The sequence below is a fragment of the Paraburkholderia dipogonis genome (assembly GCF_046027395.1).
GTDB classification, from domain to species: Bacteria; Pseudomonadota; Gammaproteobacteria; order Burkholderiales; family Burkholderiaceae; genus Paraburkholderia; species Paraburkholderia dipogonis_A.
Genome location: NZ_JAQQEG010000002.1, coordinates 256,889 through 280,295, shown reverse-complemented (window position 1 = coordinate 280,295; position 23,407 = coordinate 256,889). Strand labels below are relative to the sequence as shown.

Sequence of the window (23,407 nt, the reverse complement as noted above, 5' to 3'; positions counted from 1 at the left end):
CCTTTCGACCGACACCGGAGCTTTCCATGTCTTATCTCAGTCTCAGCGCGCTGCCTGCCGGCATCCTGTTCGCGCTCGTCACCACCATCACGCCCGGTCCGAACAACACGATGCTGCTGGCCTCGGGGGTCAATTTCGGGTTCCGTCGCACGTTGCCGCATCTGTCCGGCATCAGCGCCGGCGTCGTGCTGTTGATGCTGTCGGTCGGGATCGGTCTGGGCGAAGCCTTCGTGCATTTCCCGGTGCTGTACACGGTGCTCGAGGTCGCGAGCGTCGCGTATCTGCTGTACCTCGCGTGGAAGATCGGCACCTCGGGCGAGTTGAAGGTAAAAAAGGGCGAGCGCCGGCCCATGAAGTTCTACGAAGCGATTGCCTTCCAGTGGGTCAATCCGAAGGCATGGATGATGGTGCTGACCGCCGCCACGACGATCCACCTCAGCGAGAGTTACAGCATGAACGCCATCGCGATGGCGGTGATCTTCTACGTGATCGGCTTTCCTTGCATCTGCCTGTGGGCAGGTTTCGGCACCGCCATGCGGCAGGTGCTGTCGGACCCGAAGCGGTTGCGCGTCTTCAATGTGGCGATGGCTTTATTGCTGGTGCTGTCGCTGTATCCGATTGCGCTGAAGCTGATCGGCCAGGGCGCGTGAACGTGACGGCGATGGTCCGCATGCCATGAAGTTGGCATGCGGACTCCCCGCTAGAAATGATCGACGGCTGCACAGCCAATCGAATTCGACCGTGACGCGCGACACGTCTCGCTCAGCTTCTCATTGTTTAGCCAGCCAAACTTCGAGCTGGCCCGCTTTGACGTTGGGCGCCTTCGCCCTGATGGCGTCTACCTTACCGTACTGCGCGCCCAGCAATTCAGCCACATGCTCCGCTCCGGCCTGGTCGGCATCCTGAAAGTACTTGACGATCGACCGGTCCGGCGTTTTGGCAAGAGACTCGACGCCGTTCGCAACCGGCAGGCCGGCCTTCTTCAGAATGTCCTTCGCCTTATCGCCCACGCTCCGATTGTCAGCCGTATTCTGCTGTATGTAGATGATGGACGGACCGTTCGTACCGGCCGGCGCCGAGGGTCGCGGCGGCGGTGCGGGGGCTGCGGGCGAGGCGCTGGCGGTAAGCGCCGGGTTTGTTGCCGGCGCGTGAACCAGTTCCAGAATCTGCAGGAATTCTATTGGCTGGGTGTCCGTAATGCCCAGCGTGGCTTTTCCCCCGTCGGCGCTGATATCGAAAGTCGCGATTTTCTTGACTCCTGCTTTCACCAGCCCGCTTGTGTCAACGGTGGTGGAAAAGGCCCGTTTCCCCGACACGTATCCACGAACAACATATAAATCGTCTCCGGCAGATGCTAGCGCACTGGCACACTTTGGCTCCGCGAGTCCCTCCTTGAAATTACTCTCCGATACCACCTGCAATTGCGCATCGAGAATGGAAAATGAAAATGACGACGCGTTCGAGAGTTTCACATCGAACGACGCGAGTGCTTGAATAAGCGAACTATCCAGCCCGACGTCCGCCGCTATCGACTTGCTGATCTGGTAGGTGGTGAAAACACTCGGCATCCCATTCTTGGGCGGCGTCGAAAACTGGCAGGACGAATCATTGTAGGGAAGCCAGGGACCATGCGTTCGATAGACGGAGCCGATGCCACTTTCCGTCGTCGTAACAAATATCTGCGTCGTGGAGCCCGTTGCGGGAACGTGCAACACATTGCGCACGCGCTCGGCTAGCCCTTCGTTCAACACATCGTAATTCGCCACGGCCGCGACATCCGAGTGCTCATTTGCCTCCTGCGTCGCGGGAGTTTTCGAGCAGGCAGTTGTTAGCAGTCCGATGGCAATGAAGACGGCGTAGCAGCATGGACTGGCTTGATTCATTGAGCGCTCCCTTCCGCTTGTCTCCGAGGGAATCATAGTCCCCGCCCGAGCAATTTTAAAGCCTTCGCGGCTCCGCCTTCGATCGACCTGCCGTGCGCAGGATCATTGCAAACTCGAATCTCCCGATTCCCACGAATCTGGGCGACGCCAGAATGGCTCCCCGAATTGGGGTTTCAGTATGTGCGCTACAGCACATAGTCCGAACACTACCGCTCGGGAAAAGTCCTTACGGCTGTCCTCTGTTTATTGACCTATCGTTCCTTTCATTCTTCTGCGGGGTCGCTGAAAAGTGGCCTAAAGTCGAGGCATGAGAGTCTGGATAGCGAACCGGACATTTGCTTCGGCATCCTGTATTCAAGATCGATGATCCGGCTGGATAGCAGTCCAGTTCGATCCAGGGTTTTCCTCTCGCAGCAAGGTCGACGCTAACCGGCTTCCACGTGAACGTTGCGCATCGTTGAACGGACGACCCTGCCTGTATCGCGGCATTTCGAATCCGGGCTGCATGGGGTGTCCAAGGTTATTTGATTGCGCTGTCCGCAGGCACCTTCCTCCAGCAGGACAGGGTTCCGGCGGTGCCAGCGCATGGAGAAACGCCATGCAAATTGTCCGTTACTTCATCCTGGCCGCGCTTGCACTGTTCTTCGTCAATCCCTGTGGGGCGCAGACCGACAAACCAGTCAGCGATGCAGCAGCGTCTCAAGCGGCAGCGTCAACGCCTGCGGCCGCCACCGTGCCCATGGTTGTCGTCAGCCGCGAGTATTTGATGAGCGTGCTCAACGCGAGCGACGTCAAGGGTGCACCATCCGATGTCACCCTGCCCCGAGATCAACTGATGCGTCTGCAAGGCAGCGCCACCGGCGTTGAGCAGAGCAGGCTCATCAAGGAACTCATTTACTGGAGCTTCCTGTTCGTCACGATAGGCCTGCTCATTATTCTCATAGTGGCCGCACTCGTGCGCACCGCATTCTGGAGGCACGCTGCTGAACTCGGTCCGCAAAAATGGCGCGATCATCTCCTGCAGCTTCCGCTGGGAGCGCCGGAAGGCAGCATCCGTGCACTGTTATCGCTCTTCGTTGTTACGTTCGGGATCATTGCATTGGCTTTGCAAAAATATCTCGACATCAGCAGCCCGGAAGCATTGACGAGTTTCGTCACGGCCGTCATAACCTTTTACTTCACTTCGCGTGCAAGCGAGCAGGCGCGCAAGGCAGCGCTCATTTCTCAGGAAACGCTGAGCGACACGGTGGACAAGAACAATGCGGCGCTCCAGCAAGCCAATAAAACCGCCGTCGACGCACAGCAAAACGCCGTCGACAAACTGCACGACGTCTCGAAAGAGGTCCTTAAAAATTCGGCCGATGCCACTAATACAGCGCTCGAAACAGTCTCGCGCTCATATGATCAGGCCGTAGGCGCAAACGTTACGGGCGACTCGGGCGACGTCGTTGCAACACTCACATCCAAACGCGATCAGTTGCAGAACATTCAGCAAATAGCTCGCGCGGTGGACGGACTCGGTCTCGGCACGGACATCCTGCCGCGTGTCGCCGACACGGTATCGTCTATACAGGGTCTGCTGGACACGATCAACCCGCTGCTGACCTCGAAGCCGGACGCCGCCACGGTCACCAAGGTCCTGGGCGACGTCAGTACGAAGCTACCCGCGCTCGAAGCAACGGGATTACCCGGCGTGCTCGCGGAAGCCACAGCGGTCCTCGGCGACGTTGCGGGTCCGATACTCGCCGGTCTGCCGGCAGGACCCGTCGGCATCGTCGGCGGCATTCTCGTTTCGGCTATTCGGCTGGCGAGCGACGCTCCCAAGATGGCGCAATTCAAAGGCGCACTGTTGGGCCAGCCCTTCGATCCCGTGCTGCTGCCGTCCACGACTGACCCGTCCGTCGCACAAGCGGCGCTGGAAAGCACGCCACTCATGTTGGAACATTTCGCCAACGCGGACGACGCGGCGAGAATGAAATTGATGGGACTTGCCATCCGGAAGAAACCGGACGGAACGCTATACACGTCGGATGAACTTGCCGCGCTTTGCGCCACGGAAGTCGGCAACGGAACATCCGCGGAATTGCCGGCAAGGAGTACGGAATTTATCTCGAACGAGGAACTGACACAGGCATTCGACCAGTATCGAGGAGCGCTCGTCCATCTGGGTGCACTCGCTCAGCTACCCGGCAGTGTGGCGATTTCTCTTCCGGACGATCCGGGCAAGCCCGTATCCATCGACTTCAAATCCATCGTCAATGCGGCGATCCAGGCGTCCTCCAATCCAAAGGCCGCGGCCCAGATCGAAAAACTCGTTTTCCTCGGCGAAGCGCTCAGCAAGGCGCATCTCGATCCGGCGAAGACGACCCAACTGGTATTCGATGCGCTCTCGCTTGCCGCCAGGGATGGCCTCGTTCAGGACAAGGAGACTGTCGAATGAGCCCGCACAACGATTCGGCAATGCCCGCTGGAAGAATGCCGCGTTGCCTCTACGCAACCCTTTGCGTGGCTGTATTGCTGACAGCCGGGTGTCCACTACCCGACAGGTCTGGCGCAAACAACGGACAGCCGGCAGCGGACACCTCCGCGACGCTACCCTGCAACGAGGCTAGCAGGACATGCACGCAACGTTATATCCAGCGCGCCAGCGGCTGCGCGAGTTCGGCCAATAGCGGTAACCAACAGAATGACGACGCCGCGCGGCAGTGCGCGTTGGAAAACTACGGTGCCGCGTTGAAGCATGTTCCGGCCACAGGCGCGGATGACCTTCGCACGGACGCTTTGATCGGCCTGGCGGACTCGCTCAAGGCGATCCGCGATAACGCCGCACCGCAAACGGACAAAACCTCCGTAGTGAAGGCGCTTGACTCGACGATCAGCACGCTCGACACGTCACCCGGAGGCCACCCCTACGCGCAGTACTTTCGTGCGGATGAACTGACGATCGCAGGACGTGACGAAAGCTTGCCACAGAATGAGGCCTGCGCTCGCCTGACCCAGGCGAGGAGCACGCTGGCGGACACCGGTACAGATCCGAAATTGAGTGGACGAGTCAATTCATTACGAGGATCCATTGACTTCTTCCTGCAAAAGCGGAGGTGCGAATAATGCCCGAACTGACCAGAAATCTGTGGTTGACCGCGCCCATGATGCGTGGCGGCGATGTTGCGCAGGTGCAAGACCGGCTGAAACATTTCGGCGCCGTGATTGCAAGTGACGGACTGTTCGGCAAAGCCACCCGAGACGCAGTATTCGCCTATCAGCGGCAGAACAAGACGCTCCAGCCAGACGGTGTCATTGGAAGACAGACGTGGGCAGCGCTGTTCGGAAATGCCGATGCGGTTCTGCCTGACCGCGTTGCGTCGGACATCCTGGATAGCTCGGCAAAGAACGCGCTTTCGTCATTTCACCGCCATTACGCGTCGAGTGTGGAATGGCGGCTCGACCCGACAGGGATCATCATCAACGGTGAAGCGGGCGCCGTATTCGGGAAGGAGGAAACCGCGACCGTCGACGCGATCATGACCAATTTCGGCACGGCTCTGGCGACCGTGCTCAGCAAGGTGCATGTGCCGATAGAACTGGTGATTGCGTGTATCTGCGCCGAGAGCAGCGGCAACCCGTCGGCGGTGAGAAAAGAGAAAGGCTGCAGCACAGTCGACCCGGCGCTGACGCCATCGCGCATTTCGGTCGGGCTCATGCAGACCTTGCTCAGCACGGCGTCGAGCGTGCTCAATCGAGACGTCGGTGTGAGCGAGCTCAAAAACCCGCTAGTCTCGATTGAAGCCGGTGCCACCTACATGTGGCGCCAATCTCGCGAGACCCATTTCGATCCGCCACTTGCCGCGTGTGCTTATAACGCGGGAAGTCTGCGTTTCAACGGCAGCCCTAACAATCGATGGAAGCTGGTGCAATACCCGATTGGCACGTCGGCGCATGCGGACCGCTTTATCAGGTTCTTCAATGCGGCAATGAATTCGCAACAGGTCACGCAAGCCGTGCAAAGCCTTGGGGACCGCATCCCAAGCATGCGTTAGCGGCAACCCGACACGCCTGCCACGCAGGCCGATCCAAGGAGCTTTTCATGAACCTGACCACAACCATTGCATCAATTCAGAAGCAACTCGGCGTGTCCGTCGACGGAAAAGCCGGACCTGAAACATGGGCAGCGATCGGTGGGAAACTCGGCGTCGGCGCGAGTCCGGATTCGACCGACAAGGTGGATGACCGGAGTGAAAAAAACATCGCAACACTGGTTCCTCAGGTGCAGGGCTACGCACGTGCTCTGATTCACGCCGCGAGTTCAGTCGGAATTGAAATAAAAGTCATCAGCGGAACACGGACGTTCGCGGAGCAAGACGCGCTCTACGCGCGTGGCCGAACGATACCTAACACCGATATCGTGACGAATGCCAGGGGCGGCCATTCGAACCACAATTTTGGCATCGCCTTCGACATCGGCGTATTCGAGAACGGCGCGTATCAGGGGCAATCGCAGAAATACAAAGCCATCGGAGCGCTGGGCACACAACTGGGGCTCACGTGGGGCGGCTCGTGGACGACGTTCCACGACGAGCCGCACTTTGAACTGAGACCCGATTGGGCGAAGAACATGTCGGAGTCGCAGATGGTCGCCGCGCTCAACGACAGACACCAAAACGGGAAAGATGTGTTTGCGTAGTGCCTGGGTGGTTGCTACAACGCGCCCTGCCCCACCCGCTCGATGAACCGCCACAACGCGTCGTCCGTCGAATACGGTGCGTTGAAGCGGAACCAGGCGCTTGGGGCATCGTCGGGACGGAAGTAGGAGCCCGGCGCGAGCCAGATACCGTGAGTGAGCGCGGCCGTCGCCACTTCGCCGGCCCGCTCCGCTTCGATCGGCAAGCGCGCCCACAGGAACAGCCCGGCGCGCGGCCGGTGAAACAGTTCAAGACCGAGGGAATCGAGCCGCTCTTCGACGGTCGCATGCGCGAGCTTGAGACGCTCGTTGACGGCTTCCACGTGGCGCGCGTAGCGCCCCTCCAGCAATACCTTGTCGACGATCCGCTCGATCGCCTCCGACGACGTCAAACCCACCGCCATTTTCGTGCGCGCCAATTCGCGCAGCACCGCGCGCTCGGCAACCACGTAGCCGCAGCGCAGCCCCGGCGTCACCGTCTTCGAAAAACCGCCGACGTACAGCACGCGCTGCAAGCCTTCCATTGCCGCGAAGAGCGGCGCGCCGGACGGCGCGAGTTCGCGGCTCACATCATCTTCGATCACCCACATGCGCTGACGCTCGGCGATCTGCAGCAAGCGGAACGCCGCCGACATGCCGAAGGTCGCGCCGGTCGGATTCTGCAGCGTCGTGTTGACGAAGATCGCCTTCGGCTTGTGCTCGGCGACCAGCGCTTCGAGCACGTCCGTGTCGACGCCCGCCGGCGTGCGCGGCACGCCATGCACCACCAGGCCGGCCAGCTTGAGGATCTGCAGCAGATTGCAATAGCCGGGATCTTCGACGATCACGGCATCTCCCGCGCGCAGCAAGGTGCGCACGATCAGGTCGAGCCCTTGCGTCGCGCCTTGCGTGAGCAGGACGTTGGACACCTCCACCGGCAGGCCGCGGCGGTCGAGTTGTTCGGCGATCCGCTCGCGCAACGGCGCGAATCCGTACGGATGCCCGTAATCCCCGAGGCGCGCCGCCGGCACCCGGCTAGTGGCCCGCAGCGCGTGCTGCAAGCCGGTCTCGTTGATCCACTCGTTCGGCAGCCAGCCGCCGCCCGCCTTGATCGGCACCGAATGGTCGGCGAACACGTCGGACAGGAGCCAGGTCGCGGTGAGGCTCGGCGGCTGCCAGTCGGTGGCGGCGACCCGCGTGGACTGCGAGCGCGCCGCCACGCGATAGCCGGAACCGCGCCGCGCGACCACGAGGCCCATCGACACCAGCCGGTTGTACGCCTCCGTGACCGTGAAGGTGCTCAGGTCGTGGCTTTGCGCCAGTTGCCGCACCGATGGCAGCAGCGCGCCCGCGCGCAGCGATTGCCCCTCGATGGCGCGCGCAAAGCCTTGCACCACCTGCTCGACAAGCGTGGGAGCGGCGCGCCGGTCGCGCTCGAGTTGTAGTTCGATCATGGTCAGGACGAAAAAGCCGGCCGCGCGGGGCGGCTGAACGTGTGAATATGTGCGAAATGCGGCGCCGGAGAGCTTGGCGACGCGCTACAGCAGGCATCGACACAGTTGGTGCAAATCCACCAACACAGTTAGCGCCACACTGCGTCAACTGTTTATGCCGCCATTAAACCGCGAACGCTACAGTTTCGCCATGCCCCGAAGGAGTCCTTTTGGGGGACTACTTCGATTCAAGGAGATATTCATGACTTCGCGCCCCGTCATCGACGACCTGTCGTCTTTCTGGATGCCTTTTACCGCCAATCGCCAGTTCAAGGCCGCGCCGCGCATGCTGGAGTCGGCCAAGGGCATGTACTACCGCAGCACGGACGGGCGTGAAGTGCTCGACGGTTGCGCGGGTCTGTGGTGCGTGAACGCCGGTCACGGCCGCGAGGAAATCGTCGCGGCGATCACGCAGCAACTCTCCACGCTCGACTTCGCGCCGACCTTCCAGATGGGTCACCCGCTTGCCTTCGAGGCGGCCACGAAAGTCGCCGAACTAATGCCGGAGGGTCTCGACCGCATCTTCTTCACGAACTCGGGTTCGGAATCAGTCGACACCGCGCTGAAAATCGCGCTCGCGTACCACCGTTCGCGCGGCGAAGGCCAGCGTACGCGCCTGATCGGCCGCGAGCGCGGCTATCACGGCGTGGGCTTCGGCGGCATCTCGGTCGGCGGCATCGCGCCGAACCGTAAGATCTTCTCGGGCGCGCTGCTGCCGGCGGTCGATCATCTGCCGCACACGCATAATCTCGAACACAACGCGTTCTCGAAAGGCCAGCCGGCTTGGGGCGCACATCTCGCCGAGGAACTGGAGCGCATCGTCACGCTGCACGACGCGTCGACCATCGCCGCGGTGATCGTCGAACCGGTGGCCGGCTCGACGGGCGTGCTGATTCCGCCGCAAGGCTATCTGCAAAAGTTGCGCGAGATCTGTACGAAGCACGGCATCCTGCTGATTTTCGACGAAGTGATCACCGCTTTTGGCCGCGTCGGCAAGGCCACGGCGAGCGAATACTTCGGCGTGACGCCGGACCTGATCACGATGGCGAAGGCCATCAACAATGCCGCGATCCCGATGGGCGCGGTGGCGGCGAGCCGCACGATCCACGACAGCATCGTGAACAGCGGCGCGCAAGGCGCAATCGAACTGTTCCACGGCTACACGTATTCGGCCCACCCGGCCGCGACGGCCGCCGCGGTCGCCACGCTCGACCTGTATAAGCGCGAAGGTCTGTTCGAACGCGCCGCGACGCTCGCGCCGACGTTCGAAGCCGCCGCCCACTCGCTGCGCGACGCGAAGCACGTAAAGGACGTGCGCAACCTCGGCATGATCGCCGGCGTGGAACTCGAATCGCGCGACGGCGCGCCGGGTGCACGGGCTTATGAAGCGTTCGTCAAATGCTTCGAGGCGGGCGTGCTGGTGCGCTTCACGGGCGACATCCTCGCGTTCTCGCCGCCGCTCATTATCAACGAAGAGCAGATCGCGCACCTCTTCAAGACCGTGGGCGACGTGCTGGCTACGGTGCAGTGACCCGTTAGGAACGAGCAGTTGGAAGAAGGCGGCGCGTCATTTGCGCCGCCTTTTTTTCGAGCGCGCTATGTGCCTCACACGCCCAAACAATGCACGCCGGGGGTGGCAGCATCGCGCAACGCGGCGCGCCCGCCGCCGGCGTGGCTCAACTCGGCTGACCGCCGCGCCGCGCGACTGCAGCGAAGCTCAATGGTGCGTACGCGAAGCCCGCGTTTGAGCGGCTTTCTTCGCAGCCGCCGAGCGGCCTGCGGCACCCTTGGTCGCTGCCGCCTTCTTTGCCGCAGCAGAACGGCTGGCCGCCGGGCGTTTGGCCGCGGCGGTCTTGGTCTGCTTCGACAGTGCCGTCCGCGATGCGCCGGCGGTACCTTCACGCTTCAGTGCATCGGTGGCGGCGCGTGAACGCTTCGCTGTCGACTCCGTACTCTTTTTCGTCGTGCTCTTGTGCTGGCCCGCGGCGTTATCCGTCGCGGCTTTCTTGCGGGTGGCTTCGCTTGCCGCGCCCTTCTTCGGTGACTTCACGGCGACGCCCGCGCGGCGCGCTTCCGAGAGGCCGATCACGATCGCCTGTTTGGCCGACCTGACGCCGTGCTTGCCGGCACGCACCTTATCGACCTGTTCCTTGACGAATTCACCTGCTTGGGTGCTCGATGCTTTGCCGGCGCGTTTGTCGGCGCGAGCACGTTCGACGGTTTTCTTTTCAGGCATGACGGTTCTCCAGTTGGCTGTGGCCTATGTCATGCAGCAACGGCTGTGCCGCGCGGCGTCGCGCGGGCGAATCCCGGTGAAAATACCGTCCACCGCGAATGTTCGCCTTCCTGACGTGACGCAAGGAATGGCCTATCCGCGCAACAAGCTTCGATGAAAATTCGACGAACGCGCTGAATTACTGCAGAACATCAGGAAACAGGCAACGGGACTCGCGCCGCTCATCTGGACGGCGTATGGTGCTGGTAAGGGTCGGCGTGTGGTCCGGCCCGACGGGAGACGTCCATGAAGATACCTACCGTACGTGCCGGCGCGCATATCGAAGGCGTGCACTGGATCGCCGAGTACGCCGAAGACGTTCATGAGATTCGCGTCTTTCGCGAAGGTCAGGAAGTGGATGTGCACAACGCACCCTCCACCCTGTTCGGCGACGAGGAAAATGCGGGCTCCAAAAGCACCGCGGATCATCGCGCGGTCGAAGCCGCCGTGCTGGCTTATCTGAAACGGTTCGTGATCGAGCACGACGCGGAGGAGTAGTTCTCCGCTTATCGCCGCGCGTTGCCGCGCGGCGGCGGCGTTCGTTGCTCTAGATGCCCGCGGCGTCGAACACCGCAGGCATCATCAAGTTCTTACTCGGCAGGCCGCAGCTTCTTGACCTCGGCATCCGACGGCTGAACGCTTGCGCCATCGATATACCGGTACGACGTCATCACGCCCTTGCCGTCCTTTAAACCCGTCACGCCGACATACGCGCCCATGGTCGACTGATTGTCCTGGGCCCGATAGGTGACCGGCCCGAACGGCGTATCCACGCCAAGGCCCTTGAAGGCGGCGGCGAGCTTGTCCGGATCGACCGACCCCGCCTTCCTGATCCCAGCGGCAATCGACATCAACGCCGAATAACCCACCACCGAGCCGAGCCGCGGATAGTCGTGATACTTGGCCTGATACGCATCGACGAACTTCTTGTTGGCCGCCGTATCGATCGAATACCACGGGTAGCCCGTGACAATCCAGCCGGTCGGCGCCTCAGCGCCTAGCGGGTCGAGATAATCCGGCTCGCCCGTCAGCAACGACACCACGCTGCGATCCTTGAACAGCCCCCGCGTATTGCCCTCACGCACGAACTTGCCGAGGTCGGCGCCGAACAGCACGTTGAAAATCGCATCCGGCTTGGCGTCAGCGATCGCCTGCGTCACCGCGCCCGCATCCACGTTGCCGAGCGGCGTGGCCTGTTCAGCGACGAACTGCACGTCGGGCTGCGCCGCCGTCAGCAGCTTCTTGAAGGTCGCCACAGCCGATTGCCCGTACTCGTAATTCGGATACACCACCGCCCAGCGCTTCTTCTTCAGTTTGACCGCCTCCGGCACGAGCATCGCCACCTGCATATACGTGGAAGGCCGCAAACGGTATGTGTATTTGTTGCCGTCGGCCCACACGATCTTGTCGGTCAGCGGTTCAGCGGCGAGGAAGAAAATCTTCTTCTGCTTCGCGAAGTCGGTCAGCGCGAGGCCGGTGTTCGACAGAAAGCCGCCGAACAGCAACTGCACCTGCTCACGCGCTATCAGTTCCTGCGCGACGCGGATCGTGTCGCCAGGGTTGCCGTTGTCGTCGCGCGACACCACTTCGAGCTGTTTGCCGAGCACGCCGCCAGCGGCATTCACCTGCTCGAGCGCAAGATTCCAGCCGTTCTTGTAAGGCCCGAGAAAGGCGGGCTGCGCCTTGTAGCTGTTGATCTCGCCGATCTTGATGGTCTGCTGTGCGCTCGCGCTCAACGCGGCGAGCGAGAACACCGTCGGCACCATGAGGCGAGAGATCCATCCTGCGCGCGTGGTCATGCGTTTCTCCGTTATCAAAAGGATTGCGGGAATGCGGTCATTGTTATCGAGCGTTCGAGCGGCTCGCGATTCAGTCGGCCCGCGGCGTCGCGCGAATCCGTGCGACGCTCGCGGCGACGTCCTGCCATGCCGGCTTGCCACCGGCGAACTGCTGACGCAGGTACGACACGAGTTCGGCGACCTGGGCATCGTTGAAACTGTCGCGGTAAGCCGGCATCGTACCGAGTTCGGGCCGCGCAGGCGAGCCGATGCCGTCGAGAATCACGCGAATCAGGTTATCAGGCGTCGTGCTGTGCAGATTCGTGTTAAGCGCCAGCGAAGGATGCGCGCCGAACAGTTGCGGCCCGCTGCCCGTGTGATGACAGGCGGCGCACGCGCCGTCGAAGAGCCGCGCGCCGAGGCCCGCAGGTGCGCCCGAAATCGCGCTGGCCTGTTCGTACTGACGCGCCACCGCTGCGGGATCCGCGTTCGGTTCCAACGGATTGAGCGACGCCAGATACGTGGCCATCGCGCGAATATCGCTGTCGGGCAGCGCCGCCAGATCGCCGACGACCGGCGCCATCGGCCCGGCCGCGACGCCATGCAGCGGCGCGTGGCCGTTGCGCAGATAACTGAAGAGTTCGCCCTCGCTCCACGGCACGGGCGCGCTCGAGAGGCTCGACAACGCGGGCGCTTCCCAGCCGTCCGCCATGCCGCCGCCCATGAACGCCGCGCCGGTTTTCTCGGCGCCGAATGCGTTGCGCGGCGTGTGGCACGCGCCGCAATGACCGAGTCCGTTCACCAGATACGCGCCGCGATTCCATTGCGCGCTGTGCGTCGCGCTGGCTGTGAAGGCCGTGCGTCCGAGGAAGAGTCCGTTCCATGCGGCCATCAGCGGACGCACGCTGAACGGATACGCCAGCTTCGTTTCCGGCGGACGCGAGCGCACCGGCGTTTGCGCCATCAGGTAGGCGTAGAGCGCTTTCAGATCGTCATCGGAGGTGTTCTGAAACGATGTGTATGGGAAAGCCGGATAGAGGCGATGTCCATCGCGGCTGATGCCTTGCCGCATCGCCCGCACGAAGGCTTCGAGCGACCAGTTGCCGATGCCGGTCTGGCCGTCCGGCGTGATGTTGGTGCTGTACACGGTGCCGAAAGGCGTGTCGAGCGGTTTGCCGCCGGCGTTCGGCACGCCGTTGTGCGCGGTATGGCAAACCGCGCAATTGCCGAGCGACGCCAGCAGCTTGCCGCGCGCCACGAGATCCGGCGCAAACGCACTCGCGAGCGGCGGCGTGATCGGTGCGATAGCGTGCGGCGCGAGCGACAATGCACCGAGCCAACCCGCCGCTCCTGCTGCCAACGCGCCGAGAAACCCAAACTGCCAACGCTTCCTTTTACGCGCCGCCTTGTCTTCGGCTTGCGCATCGGCAAGCGCGGCGCGGATCGTTTCGGGCGTGAACGGCGGCCGGCGAAATCGCACGCCCGTGGCATCGAAGAGCGCATTGGCAATCGCCGCCGCGCCTGGCAGCGACGCGGATTCGCCCGCACCCATCGGCGGCTCGCCGTGGCGCGGCATCATCACCACGTCGATCACCGGTACTTCACGGAAGGTCAGGATCGGATACGCGCCCCACTCCTGGCTCGTCACCGCGTTCTCGCCGAACGTCACGCGCTCTTTCAGCGCACGGCTGGTCGTCTGGATCACGTTGCCGTGTATCTGATGACGCACGCCATCGGGATTCACCATCGTGCCGGTGTCCTGGCCGACTACCACGCGCGTCACAGCGAGCTCGCCGCTCTTGCGATTGACTTCGACGTCGGCGACCCACGCGGACCATGCCGCGCCGAAGCCGGGGAATTTGCTATGCACGTAGCGGGCATACGCGATGCCGCGGCCGCGTGCGACGTCGCCTTCTTCATCATTGCGCTCGGCGTTGCGCGGTTCCCAGCCAGCTTTTTCCGCCACGGCTTTGACCAGTTCAATCGCGCGTGGATCGGTCAAATGTTTCAGGCGAAACTCGACCGGATCGACACCCGCTTGCGCCGCGAGTTCGTCGATGAAGGACTCGTGCGCGAACGTATTCGGCAATGCCGACACGCCGCGTAGCCAGGACGCCCGCACGATCGGCGGCGTGTCGTCGCAGACGATGCGCATGGTGCGGTAGTCGTACGGCGGCACGGCCGTGCGGTCGCCCATTTCGAACACTTGCGGCTGCGCGGAGATCGTGCCGGTCAGGAGCAGCGCCAGCGTCGGCGCATCGTTCGACGGATAGCGCGTCGCAAAGTCGTACGCGGCCAGTTCGCCCTCGGCATTCAACGCGCCGCGCACGTCCATCAATTGCGCGGCGCCTTTCGGTTCCCACGCATGCTCGTCTTCGCGCGAGAGTTGCACACGCACCGGACTGCCGGCGGCACGCGAAAGCAGCGCGGCGTCGGCGGCGACATCGTCCGCGCAATTGCGGCCGTAGCAGCCCGCCGCTTCCATCCGCACGATCTCGATGTGCGCTTCGTCCATGCTCATCAGCAACGCGAGATCGGCGCGCAGCGAATGCGGATTCTGCGTGCCCGACCAGACCTTCAACGCGCCTTCGCGATAGTCGGCCACGGCGCACGACGGTCCGATCGACGCATGCATCTGAAACGGCCACACGTAGGTGCGTTCCAGCGCGCGAGCGGGGTTTTGCGTCAGTGCTGCATCGACATCCCCGTCGATCAGCAGATCGCGCCGCCTGGCCGGATTCGCGCGCAGAGCAGCTTCGACTTCTTCGCTGGTTTCGAGCGATGGTAAGCCTTCGACCGCTTTCCATTGCACGCGAAGCCGCTTCACGGCCTGCTGCGCGACTTCCTCACGCTCCGCCACGATGCCGACAAAATCGCGAATCACCACTACTTTGACGATACCGGGCAACTCGCTGACAGAGTCTTCATCCACGTGCAGCAAACTGTTGCCCATGAACTCGCCCTGCGCGACACCGGCGTACGGCGGCCGCACCACGCGGCCATGCAACATGCCCGGCACGCGCACGTCGTGCACGAAACTCAATTCGCCAGTGGCCTTCCCGGGAATGTCGACGCGCGGCGCGCTCTTGCCGACGATCTTGTACGTGTCCGGCGACTTCAACGGCGCATCGGTGGCGAGCTGCAATTCGACACGTTTTCCACTAATCAGCTCGCCGTAGCCAATGCCTTTCGCAGCCGCGCTGCCGTCACGTTGATAAACGACGCCATCACGCACATCGAGTTGCTCGACGCTCACATTGAAGCGCGCCGCCGCTTCCTTTAGCAGAAATTGCCGCGCCTGCGCCGCAGCGTGCCTTAATGGCACCGCCGATATCTGGATCGTCGCGCTGGCAATCGTCGGCCCCTGATTCGGCGCTTCGCGTGTGTGGCCGAGCACGATCGACACGCGCGTCAACGGTACATCCAACTCTTCCGCGACGATCTGCGCGAGCGCCGTCCCGATGCCCGTGCCGAGATCGACGTGACCGTTGAACGCGACCACACTGCCGTCGTCGCGCACGACGAGGAACATGTCCGCCTCGGTCGGCACGAACGATGATCGCGAGCCCGGCTGACCGATCGCCGGCTTCACCGGCGCTTGCGGCGGCCGCGTGACGATCAGCACGCTCTGCGCGTCGTAGAGCTGCTGCCGCGACGGCGGCGCGCTGCGTCGATCGACGCTGAAATCCGGCCCGGTCATGCGCGCACTCCTCCGTGCACGGCGGATTGCGCCGCCGCCTGCGCGCCAAGCAATTCAGCGGCGCGCTGCACCGCGCGCACGATCTCGACATGCGTGCCGCAGCGGCACAGGTTGCGCGACAGCTCGCGCCGGATCGTCTCGACGCTCGGATGCGGATCGCGATCGAGCAGCGCTTTGGCCGTCATGATCATGCCGTTCAGGCAATAGCCGCATTGCGCGGCCTGTTCCTCGATGAACGCCTGTTGCACCGGATGCAGCGCGGCGCGCGTGCCCAGTCCTTCGAGTGTGGTGATCTCGCGGCCCAACGCGACCTTCGCGGTCGTGACGCACGAGCGAGTCGGCATGCCGTCGAGCAGGACCGTACACGCGCCGCATTCGCCGAGTCCGCAGCCGAATTTCGGACCGTTCAGCGCCAGGTCGTTACGCAACAGGCAGAGCAACGGCGTGTCGGCGGCGGCGCTGACGAGATGCGTCGCGCCGTTCACGTTCAGCAAAAGAGGCGCCGGGCGGTTCATGATCGTGCCGGCCTCGCTGAGCGATACGCGTTCACAGCACAACCGGCACTTCCGTGGCCGGTGGTGTATTGCGGCTGCGCCGGCAGCGGATCAAGCCGTCGATCATCACCATGCCCACGCCCGGAATATCGCCGAGCTGCACGCTTTCGAGCAGCGTATCGGCCGCCGTGTGCTGCGCGCGGTCCATGAATACGAGGTCGGCGGGACGGCCCACTTCGATCAGCCCCTGGCGCAGATTGCGTTGACGCGCGGTGTTGCCGGTCGCGAAGCAGAAGGCGATTTCCGCGGGCACGTCGGCGAGGCTCGAAATCAGCGCGATCATCCGCAAAATGCCGAGCGGTTGCACGCCGGAACCGGCGGGACTATCGGTGCCGAGAATGATCCGGTGCGGACACTTCAATTCGATCGCATGACGCGCGGTCAGCAAGGCGATCCGTTCGTTGCCGTTGTGGACGATCTCCAGCGCGCGGCTCGACTGCTCGCACAAATCGCAAACATGCCGGTAAGAGAGCGACGTATGCCCGCCGTTGATGTGGCCGATCACGTCCGCGTCGGCGGCGAGCACCACGTCGCGATCGATCAGACCCGAGCCGGGAATCGACGGACCGCCCGTGTGAATCGTGCTTTGAATGCCGTACTTGCGCGCCCACGCGACCATCTGCGCGGCTTCCTCGCCGCCCTTCACGCTGCCTAACCCGACTTCGCCGAGCAGTTTCACGCCAGCTTCCGAGAGCTCCTTGAAGTCCTCCTCGACCATGCCCTTCTCGATCACCGGCGCGCCCGCCATCACCTTCACGCCGCCACCGACGCCCGCGCCGCGCATGCCTTCGAACGAACGTTGCGCGGTAATGGCGAGCGCCTTCACGCCGAGCACGTCTTTCGGGCGGCCGGGCAAATGCACTTCGCCGGCCGAAATCATCGTGGTGACGCCGCCGTTCAGGTTCGATTCGATCCAGCCCATCTGATTCTGGCGCGGCGTCCAGTCGCCGAACACGGGATGCACATGCGAGTCGATCAAACCGGGGGCGACTGTCGTGCCTTTGCAATCGACAGTCGTACGCGCGCCCTCGAGATCGCAGTCCTTTTCGCGGCCGACCGCAACGATCACGCCGTCGTCGATCACGAGCGTGTCCGCGTCGAGAATGGGCTGATCGATATCGCCGGATAACAGCAGCCCGATGTTCGTTACCGCGACCTTGCCCGACAAGCCTGTCAACGTCTCTGCTGCCATCTGCCTCTCCTTTCGCAACGATTGCCCGGCGCCGCGAGCGCGACACTGCGTGCGCGCTTCAGCGTCCGATGGAATCACACGCTCAGATAAGCGCGCCTCACTGTTTCGTTCTGTGCGAGTTCGCCGATCGTGCCGCTAAAACGGATCTGCCCTTTTTCGAGCACATACGCGCGGTCGCTGACCAGCTCGGCGAAGTGCAGGTTCTGTTCGGACAACAGAATCGACAGCCCTTCGCGCTTGAGTTCGAGAATCATGTTCGCCATCTGTTCGACGATCACGGGCGCCACGCCTTCGGACGGTTCGTCGAGCAGCACCAGATACGGATTGCCCATCAGGGTGCGCGAAACGGTGAGCATCTGCTGCTCGCCGCCGCTCATCTGGCCGCCCGGACGCTGGGGCATTTCGCCGAGATTGGGAAAGAGGCGGAACAGTTTTTCCGGCGTCCATTGCGGGGCGCCGTCGCGCGGCGGCTGGCGGCCGGTGTCGAGGTTTTCCATCACGGTCAGATCCGCGAAGACGCGCCGATCCTCGGGCACGAAGCCCATGCCCATGCGTGCGATCCTGTACGGCGGCAACGCGGTGATGTTCTGTCCACGAAAATTCACTTCGCCCTGACGGCGCGGCAGCAAACCCATCACCGCTTTCATCGTGGTGGATTTGCCGGCGCCGTTGCGGCCCATCAGCGCCACGACTTCGCCGCGCCCGACTTCGAGGCCGACGTCGAACAGAATATGCGCGCGGCCATAGAACGCGTTGAGGCCGGAGACTTTCAGCATCGGCTCGCTCATTGCCGCGCTCCTTGTCCCTGATGGCCGCCCGCCGCCTCGTGCAGCGGCGCGTGCGGCTGGAAGGTCTTGCCGGTGCCGAAATAGACCTCCTGGACGCGCGGGTCGTTGCGGATCGTGTCGGCGTCGCCCTCGGCGATCAGCTTGCCGCGCGCAAGCACGATCAGGCGATCGGCGTAGGCGAATACGACGTCCATGCTGTGCTCGGTAAACAGCACGCCGATCTTGTGTTCGGTGACGAGACGCTTGGTTAGCGCCATCAATTCATTGCGTTCCTTCGGCGCCATGCCGGCGGTGGGTTCGTCCATCAGCAGCAGCTTCGGGCGGTTGGCGAGCGCAATCGCGAGTTCGACGCGCTTCACATCGCCATAAGCGAGCACGCCGCAAGCGCGATTTGCATCCGCGGCCATGCCGACCTGGTCGAGCAGCGTGAGGGCTTCATCGGCGTAGCGCGAGCCCGCGGATTTCCATAGACCGAAGGTTTTTCGTTCGCGCGAGACCAGAGCCATTTGCACGTTTTCGATCACGGTCATGGAATTGAAGGTCGCGGCAATCTGAAACGTGCGGCCCACGCCCAGACGCCAGATGTCGCGCGGACGCATGCCGACCAGTTCGTGACCGTCGAGACGAATCGATCCGGACGACGGCGGCAACTGTCCGTTGACCATGTTGAAACAGGTCGACTTGCCGGCGCCGTTCGGTCCGAGCAAGGCCAGCAGTTGACCGGCTTCGAGATCGAAAGAGACATCGTCAACCGCCTTGAGGCCGCCGAACGATTTGGAGAGACCGGAGACGCGCAGCAAACTCATAGCCCCTCCTTGATCGCAGCACGTCCGGAAGGTGAAACCGCGCTCTTTTCCGCCTGATCGACGCTGTCGTCGCCGAAACGCTCGCGAATGAAGCCGACGATCCCCTGCGGAAATGCGATCACCAGCAGCAGGATCGCGAAACCCAGCAGCGCCTGCCAATAGTCAGTTTGACGCGCGACGGTGTCCTGCAGCCACGTGAACACGGCCGCGCCCACAATCGGCCCGGTGAGCGTCTGCAAGCCACCGAGCAGCACCATCACGAGACCATCCACAGAACGGCTCACGCTGATCACTTCCGGCGAAATCGTGCCCTTGGAGAATGCATACAACGATCCGGCGAGCCCGCAGAACAACGACGCGATCACGAACGCGGCCCATTGCACGCGCTTCACATCGATGCCGATCGCCTCGGCGCGCAGCACGGAGTCACGCGACGCGCGCATCGCGTAACCGAGCGGCGAAAATAGCATCTTGCGCAACAGCCACACGCCGATCACGGCGCTGACGAGCGTCACGTAATAAAAGGCCACCGGCGAAGACAACCAGTTGGACGGCCACAACCCGAGAATGCCGTTGCTACCGCCCGTCACATCGTCCCACTGGAACACGACCGACCACACGATCTGCGCGAACGCGAGGGTCAGCATCGCCAGATAGACGCCGGAGAGGCGCACGCAGAACCAGCCGAACACCAGAGCGCCGGCCACCGCCAATAGCGGCCCGAGCAGCAAGGCGGCTTCCATCGGCAGATTCAGTACTTTGAGGAAGAGCGCGGCGCCGTATGCGCCCAAGCCGAAGTACGCGGCGTGGCCGAATGAATGCATGCCGCCCGGTCCCATGATGAAATGCAGGCTCGTGGCGAACAGCACGGCGATCAGGATCTCGACCAGCAACACCGGCATGTACGGAAACGCATTGGCCGCCAGCGGCGCAAGCACGAGAACGAGCAATGCAACGGCGGCCAGCCACTTGAGGCGTTTGCCCGCCGGACGCAAAGGCGTTTCCGGCGCCGCCATGCCGCGCACCGCGGCGCTCGCGCGGCCGAGCAAACCCCACGGACGCACCACCAGCACGACCGCCATCACGACGAATTCGGCCACCAGCGTGAAGCGGCTCAACGACAGCGCGACGCCGAAGATCGTCACATGGCCGATGCCGATGCACAGCGCCTTGATCTCCGCGATGATCAGCGCGGCGATGAACGCCCCCGGAATCGACCCCATGCCGCCGACCACCACCACGACAAACGCGTTACCGATTGTCTCCAGATCCAGCGACAGATTCGCCGACATGCGCGGCCCTTGCAGCGCACCACCCAGGCCGGCGAGAAACGCGCCGACGAAAAACACGCCGGTAAACAGCCACGCCTGATTGATGCCGAGCGCGCCGAGCATCTCGCGATCCTGCGTCGCAGCGCGCACCAACGTGCCCCAGCGCGTGCGTGTCAGCGCATACCAGAGCAGCAGCAACACCACCGGCCCGATCACGATCAACGCGATGTCGTAGGTGGGCAGCGGATGGCCGAGGAAATCGACCGCGCCCGCCAGATGCGGCGCACGCGGTCCGAACAGGTCTTCCGGGCCCCAGAGCCACAACGCGGCGTCGCGAAAGATCAGCACCAGCGCGAACGTCGCGAGCAGGTGAAATAGCTCGGGCGCCTGGTAGATGCGCCGCAAAACAACCATCTCGACCAGCGCGCCCAGCACCGCGACCACCAGCGCCGCCGCCAGCACCGACAACCAGAAGCCGCCCGCCGTGTGTCCGAAGCGGCTCGCGATGCTGTACGCGACATAGATGCCGAACATATAGAACGAGCCGTGCGCAAAGTTGACGATGCGCGTCACGCCGAAGATCAACGACAAACCAGCGGCGACGAGAAACAGCGTCGACGCGTCGGCGAGTCCGTTGACCAGCTGTACCAGCAAATTCGAAAGCATCGCGACCCTTGGCAGTGTGCTGAACGGCGCATGCGCGGCTTGGACGCAGTCAACGCGGTCGGCAGACATGGCAGCGCGTACGGCACCATGCGCGCACGCGTCAACGGCAGGACAATACAATACGCGCCGAAGAAAGTCCCTTAGGTCCTTTGGAGCGCCGGCGAAATCACCTCAAGCAAACTCAGCGCAAGCCGTCTTCGCCTTTGATCTCGCTCACCTGCAAGCCGCCGATGCGCGGCAGCGGCCGCCCCGACGCCGTCACCGCCACAGCGACGACGATTTCGTTCGCACGCGGCGCGTCCGATACGCGCGCTTCGATCGCGTCGAAATGGCTGCGCACGAAGGCGGCGTCCTTGTGGCCGAGCGGCACGTCGATCGCGGTGCCGAGCGTGCCCATCTTCTTCGCCGACGGCACCAGCGCCGCGCCTTTTTCGACAGCGGTCCGCAGCGGCGCGCCAAGCTTGGGATGCAGGATCGCCGCGGCATGTTCCAGTTCGCCAGCCTCGCCGACGATCGCGGCCTTGCCATAGCTTTGCGCCTCGCCCGGCGCGATGCCCAGCGCTTCGACACACTTGTTGCCGAGCAACGCGCCCAACTCTTCGCCGGCTTCGATCAGCGCGTCGAGCTTGGCCTCGTAGCGGCCGGCGTACGGATTGTCGATCACCGCGATCGCGACCGCGCGGCGCGCCGGCGGCTCGACGGCCTGGCCCATTTCAATGCGTGTTTCATCCACTTGCACGACCAGCTTGCGAAGCTTGATTGCCATTTCGCTCTCCGAGTTTCGATGCCTGTTCTGCTTCGTATCAATGCTTCAGCGCGATGCGCCAATCAGGCGCTGCTCAGCGCAAACCGTCCTTGCCCACGATGGCCTCTTTCGCGAGCCCGCCGACGCGCGCATGCACGCGCTGCCCAGTGCTCATCACAAGGATATACACCAGCTCGTCCGCGGCGGGCGCGCCCGGCACGCGCACTTCGATCGCGTCGAAATGGCTGCGCACGTAGCTCGCGTTGACGTGCGTGAGCGGCACATCGAGCGCGGTGGACGGCGCGCCGACCTTCTTGGTGGACGGCACGATCGCGTTGGTCGGCACGCCATTCTTCTCCAGCAACTCACGCATCGCATAGCCGCCGGGAACATGCCACAGCGCGCCATGTTCGAGCTCGCCGCGCGCGCCGACAATCGCACCTTTGCCGTAACTTTCGATCGACGTGTGCGGCACCGCCATCGCCGCCAGCAGCCGTTGCGCCATATCGAAGCCGATCGGTTTGAGCGCTTCCATCGCGTGCTCGATCTTCGCCTCGTAGCGGCCGGCGAACGGGTTCGTCATCACCGCGGCAATCGCGCCGCGTCTGAGCGGCTGCGCGGGCGCGGGGCCGAACTCGTGGAAGATATCTTCGACGTGCGTCAGCACGCGGCGTATTTCGAACACGGAGCCTCCGTTGTGATCTGCGCGCGCTGCGTGAGCAGCCCGCCTGTGTGATGAATACCGGCGACACGCACGCGCCCTTGCAGGAATAGCGCGGCGCCTTCGATCAAGCCCTGGTCTAGCAGACGCTGCGCGGCTTCGACACCACACGCCAGCGCGAAATCGATCAGCGGCTGCGGCAAGGGCGGCACGTCGACGGTGACGAGCATATCGCCAAGGTCGCTATCGTCTTTCAGCGACGAAGCCGGACGCCGCAGAATACCGGTATGGTCCAGATCGACCGCGTTGGCGATCATCGTCGCGGCGGCGTCGGCGGCGGCGGCGTTGCGCGCGAGCACGGTGACGCTGTCGGCGATGCCGAGGCTGAAGCTGCGGCCACGCCAGCCGCTCGTCGCAATGCCGCGAACGGCCAGGCTGGCGTCGAGCGTCAGATTGGCGTCGAGCGCCTGATCGCGCGACAGCCGCACGGCTGAAAACGACGCCAGGTCCGCGAACACGCCGACGCGGTATTGCTGCCCTTCGGTCAGATACAGCGCAATGTCGCCGCCGTTGTTGATGAAGGCGCGCGAGATGCCTTCGCGTGCGAACGCGGTGATCAGTTCATCGGCGACGCTGCCCGCGACCGCGGCCATCGGCGTGATGTAGCGCGCGCGATGAGGATGGCAGGCCGACCACATACGGCGGGCAACCGGGCCTTGCAATTCAGTGTCGTTCAACGCGGCTCCGGCTGGCACGGGTTGACGAAGCCGCTTCAGTTCACCGACCAACTCCGGCAACACCTCGACAAAGCGCGCCCAGCACGCCTCATACGCGGCCTGCACCGCCTGCGGCGTGCCGTCCGCGTTGAGGATCAGATCGATCGGCCCATGCTGCCAGTGCCAGCGGGTCGCATCGAGTCGGGTGCGGGTGGGGTTCAT

General features: G+C 63.3%; 20 protein-coding genes. 7 read left to right on the top strand and 13 right to left on the bottom strand.

What is annotated here, in order from left to right:
• Nucleotides 1-26 precede the first annotated feature (26 nt).
• Nucleotides 27-650, top strand: coding sequence for a LysE family translocator (locus PQR32_RS03575; protein WP_408222319.1), 624 nt, complete (start codon nt 27-29; stop codon nt 648-650).
• Between the two features lie 120 nt (nt 651-770).
• On the opposite strand, the gene PQR32_RS03570 is transcribed toward PQR32_RS03575, so the two are convergent.
• A complete protein-coding gene (locus tag PQR32_RS03570; protein ID WP_408222317.1) occupies nt 771-1,883 on the bottom strand; it encodes a hypothetical protein in 1,113 nt (370 codons plus the stop codon).
• 457 nt (nt 1,884-2,340) lie between these two features.
• Between PQR32_RS03570 and PQR32_RS03565 the strand changes: the two genes are divergently transcribed.
• From PQR32_RS03565 to PQR32_RS03550, 4 genes are all read left to right on the top strand, one after another.
• On the top strand, nt 2,341-4,323 hold the full coding sequence (locus PQR32_RS03565) for a hypothetical protein (RefSeq protein ID WP_408222315.1): 1,983 nt from the start codon (nt 2,341-2,343) through the stop codon (nt 4,321-4,323).
• Entirely contained in the window at nt 4,320-4,991 is a 672-nt protein-coding gene (locus PQR32_RS03560; RefSeq protein ID WP_408222313.1) for a hypothetical protein, read from the top strand. Before PQR32_RS03565 ends, PQR32_RS03560 begins: the two co-directional genes overlap by 4 nt.
• Complete coding sequence (locus PQR32_RS03555) at nt 4,991-5,920, top strand: transglycosylase SLT domain-containing protein (RefSeq protein ID WP_408222311.1); 930 nt, start codon at nt 4,991-4,993, stop codon at nt 5,918-5,920. The genes PQR32_RS03560 and PQR32_RS03555 overlap by 1 nt, the downstream gene beginning before the upstream one ends.
• Nucleotides 5,921-6,012: 92 nt before the next feature.
• On the top strand, nt 6,013-6,564 hold the full coding sequence (locus PQR32_RS03550) for a M15 family metallopeptidase (RefSeq protein WP_408222309.1): 552 nt from the start codon (nt 6,013-6,015) through the stop codon (nt 6,562-6,564).
• A 14-nt stretch (nt 6,565-6,578) separates the two neighbouring features.
• On the opposite strand, the gene PQR32_RS03545 is transcribed toward PQR32_RS03550, so the two are convergent.
• Nucleotides 6,579-7,994: an aminotransferase-like domain-containing protein gene (locus PQR32_RS03545; RefSeq protein ID WP_408222307.1), complete on the bottom strand. Its 1,416-nt coding sequence runs from the start codon at nt 7,992-7,994 to the stop codon at nt 6,579-6,581.
• A gap of 241 nt (nt 7,995-8,235) precedes the next feature.
• Between PQR32_RS03545 and aptA the strand changes: the two genes are divergently transcribed.
• Nucleotides 8,236-9,564 (top strand): omega-aminotransferase AptA, encoded by a 1,329-nt coding sequence (aptA, locus tag PQR32_RS03540; protein WP_408222305.1) that lies wholly within the window; start codon nt 8,236-8,238, stop codon nt 9,562-9,564.
• Nucleotides 9,565-9,750: 186 nt separating this feature from the next.
• Here aptA and PQR32_RS03535 read toward each other — a convergent pair whose 3' ends face one another.
• Nucleotides 9,751-10,269 carry a DUF6496 domain-containing protein gene (locus PQR32_RS03535; protein ID WP_408222304.1) on the bottom strand — a complete coding sequence of 173 codons (519 nt, stop codon included), beginning with the start codon at nt 10,267-10,269 and terminating at the stop codon, nt 9,751-9,753.
• A 285-nt stretch (nt 10,270-10,554) separates the two neighbouring features.
• Here PQR32_RS03535 and PQR32_RS03530 point away from each other — a divergent pair, with 285 nt between their 5' ends.
• A complete protein-coding gene (locus PQR32_RS03530; RefSeq protein WP_007178046.1) occupies nt 10,555-10,806 on the top strand; it encodes a hypothetical protein in 252 nt (83 codons plus the stop codon).
• A 92-nt stretch (nt 10,807-10,898) separates the two neighbouring features.
• On the opposite strand, the gene PQR32_RS03525 is transcribed toward PQR32_RS03530, so the two are convergent.
• The 10 genes from PQR32_RS03525 to PQR32_RS03480 form a co-directional block, all read right to left on the bottom strand.
• Complete coding sequence (locus PQR32_RS03525) at nt 10,899-12,107, bottom strand: ABC transporter substrate-binding protein (RefSeq protein ID WP_408222302.1); 1,209 nt, start codon at nt 12,105-12,107, stop codon at nt 10,899-10,901.
• A 70-nt stretch (nt 12,108-12,177) separates the two neighbouring features.
• Nucleotides 12,178-15,786: a molybdopterin cofactor-binding domain-containing protein gene (locus tag PQR32_RS03520; RefSeq protein ID WP_408222300.1), complete on the bottom strand. Its 3,609-nt coding sequence runs from the start codon at nt 15,784-15,786 to the stop codon at nt 12,178-12,180.
• On the bottom strand, nt 15,783-16,301 hold the full coding sequence (locus PQR32_RS03515; protein WP_408222298.1) for a (2Fe-2S)-binding protein: 519 nt from the start codon (nt 16,299-16,301) through the stop codon (nt 15,783-15,785). Before PQR32_RS03515 ends, PQR32_RS03520 begins: the two co-directional genes overlap by 4 nt.
• 31 nt (nt 16,302-16,332) lie before the next feature.
• On the bottom strand, nt 16,333-17,532 hold the full coding sequence (locus PQR32_RS03510) for an amidohydrolase family protein (protein WP_408222296.1): 1,200 nt from the start codon (nt 17,530-17,532) through the stop codon (nt 16,333-16,335).
• A gap of 74 nt (nt 17,533-17,606) precedes the next feature.
• A complete protein-coding gene (locus PQR32_RS03505) occupies nt 17,607-18,320 on the bottom strand; it encodes an ABC transporter ATP-binding protein (RefSeq protein WP_132378175.1) in 714 nt (237 codons plus the stop codon).
• Nucleotides 18,317-19,126, bottom strand: a complete 810-nt coding sequence (locus tag PQR32_RS03500; protein ID WP_408222293.1) for an ABC transporter ATP-binding protein — start codon at nt 19,124-19,126, stop codon at nt 18,317-18,319. The genes PQR32_RS03505 and PQR32_RS03500 overlap by 4 nt, the downstream gene beginning before the upstream one ends.
• Complete coding sequence (locus PQR32_RS03495) at nt 19,123-21,063, bottom strand: ABC transporter permease (RefSeq protein WP_408222291.1); 1,941 nt, start codon at nt 21,061-21,063, stop codon at nt 19,123-19,125. Before PQR32_RS03495 ends, PQR32_RS03500 begins: the two co-directional genes overlap by 4 nt.
• Nucleotides 21,064-21,244: 181 nt before the next feature.
• Complete coding sequence (locus PQR32_RS03490) at nt 21,245-21,829, bottom strand: amino acid synthesis family protein (protein WP_408222289.1); 585 nt, start codon at nt 21,827-21,829, stop codon at nt 21,245-21,247.
• A 73-nt stretch (nt 21,830-21,902) separates the two neighbouring features.
• Entirely contained in the window at nt 21,903-22,493 is a 591-nt protein-coding gene (locus PQR32_RS03485) for an amino acid synthesis family protein (protein ID WP_408222287.1), read from the bottom strand.
• Complete coding sequence (locus tag PQR32_RS03480; protein WP_408222285.1) at nt 22,469-23,407, bottom strand: UPF0280 family protein; 939 nt, start codon at nt 23,405-23,407, stop codon at nt 22,469-22,471. Before PQR32_RS03480 ends, PQR32_RS03485 begins: the two co-directional genes overlap by 25 nt.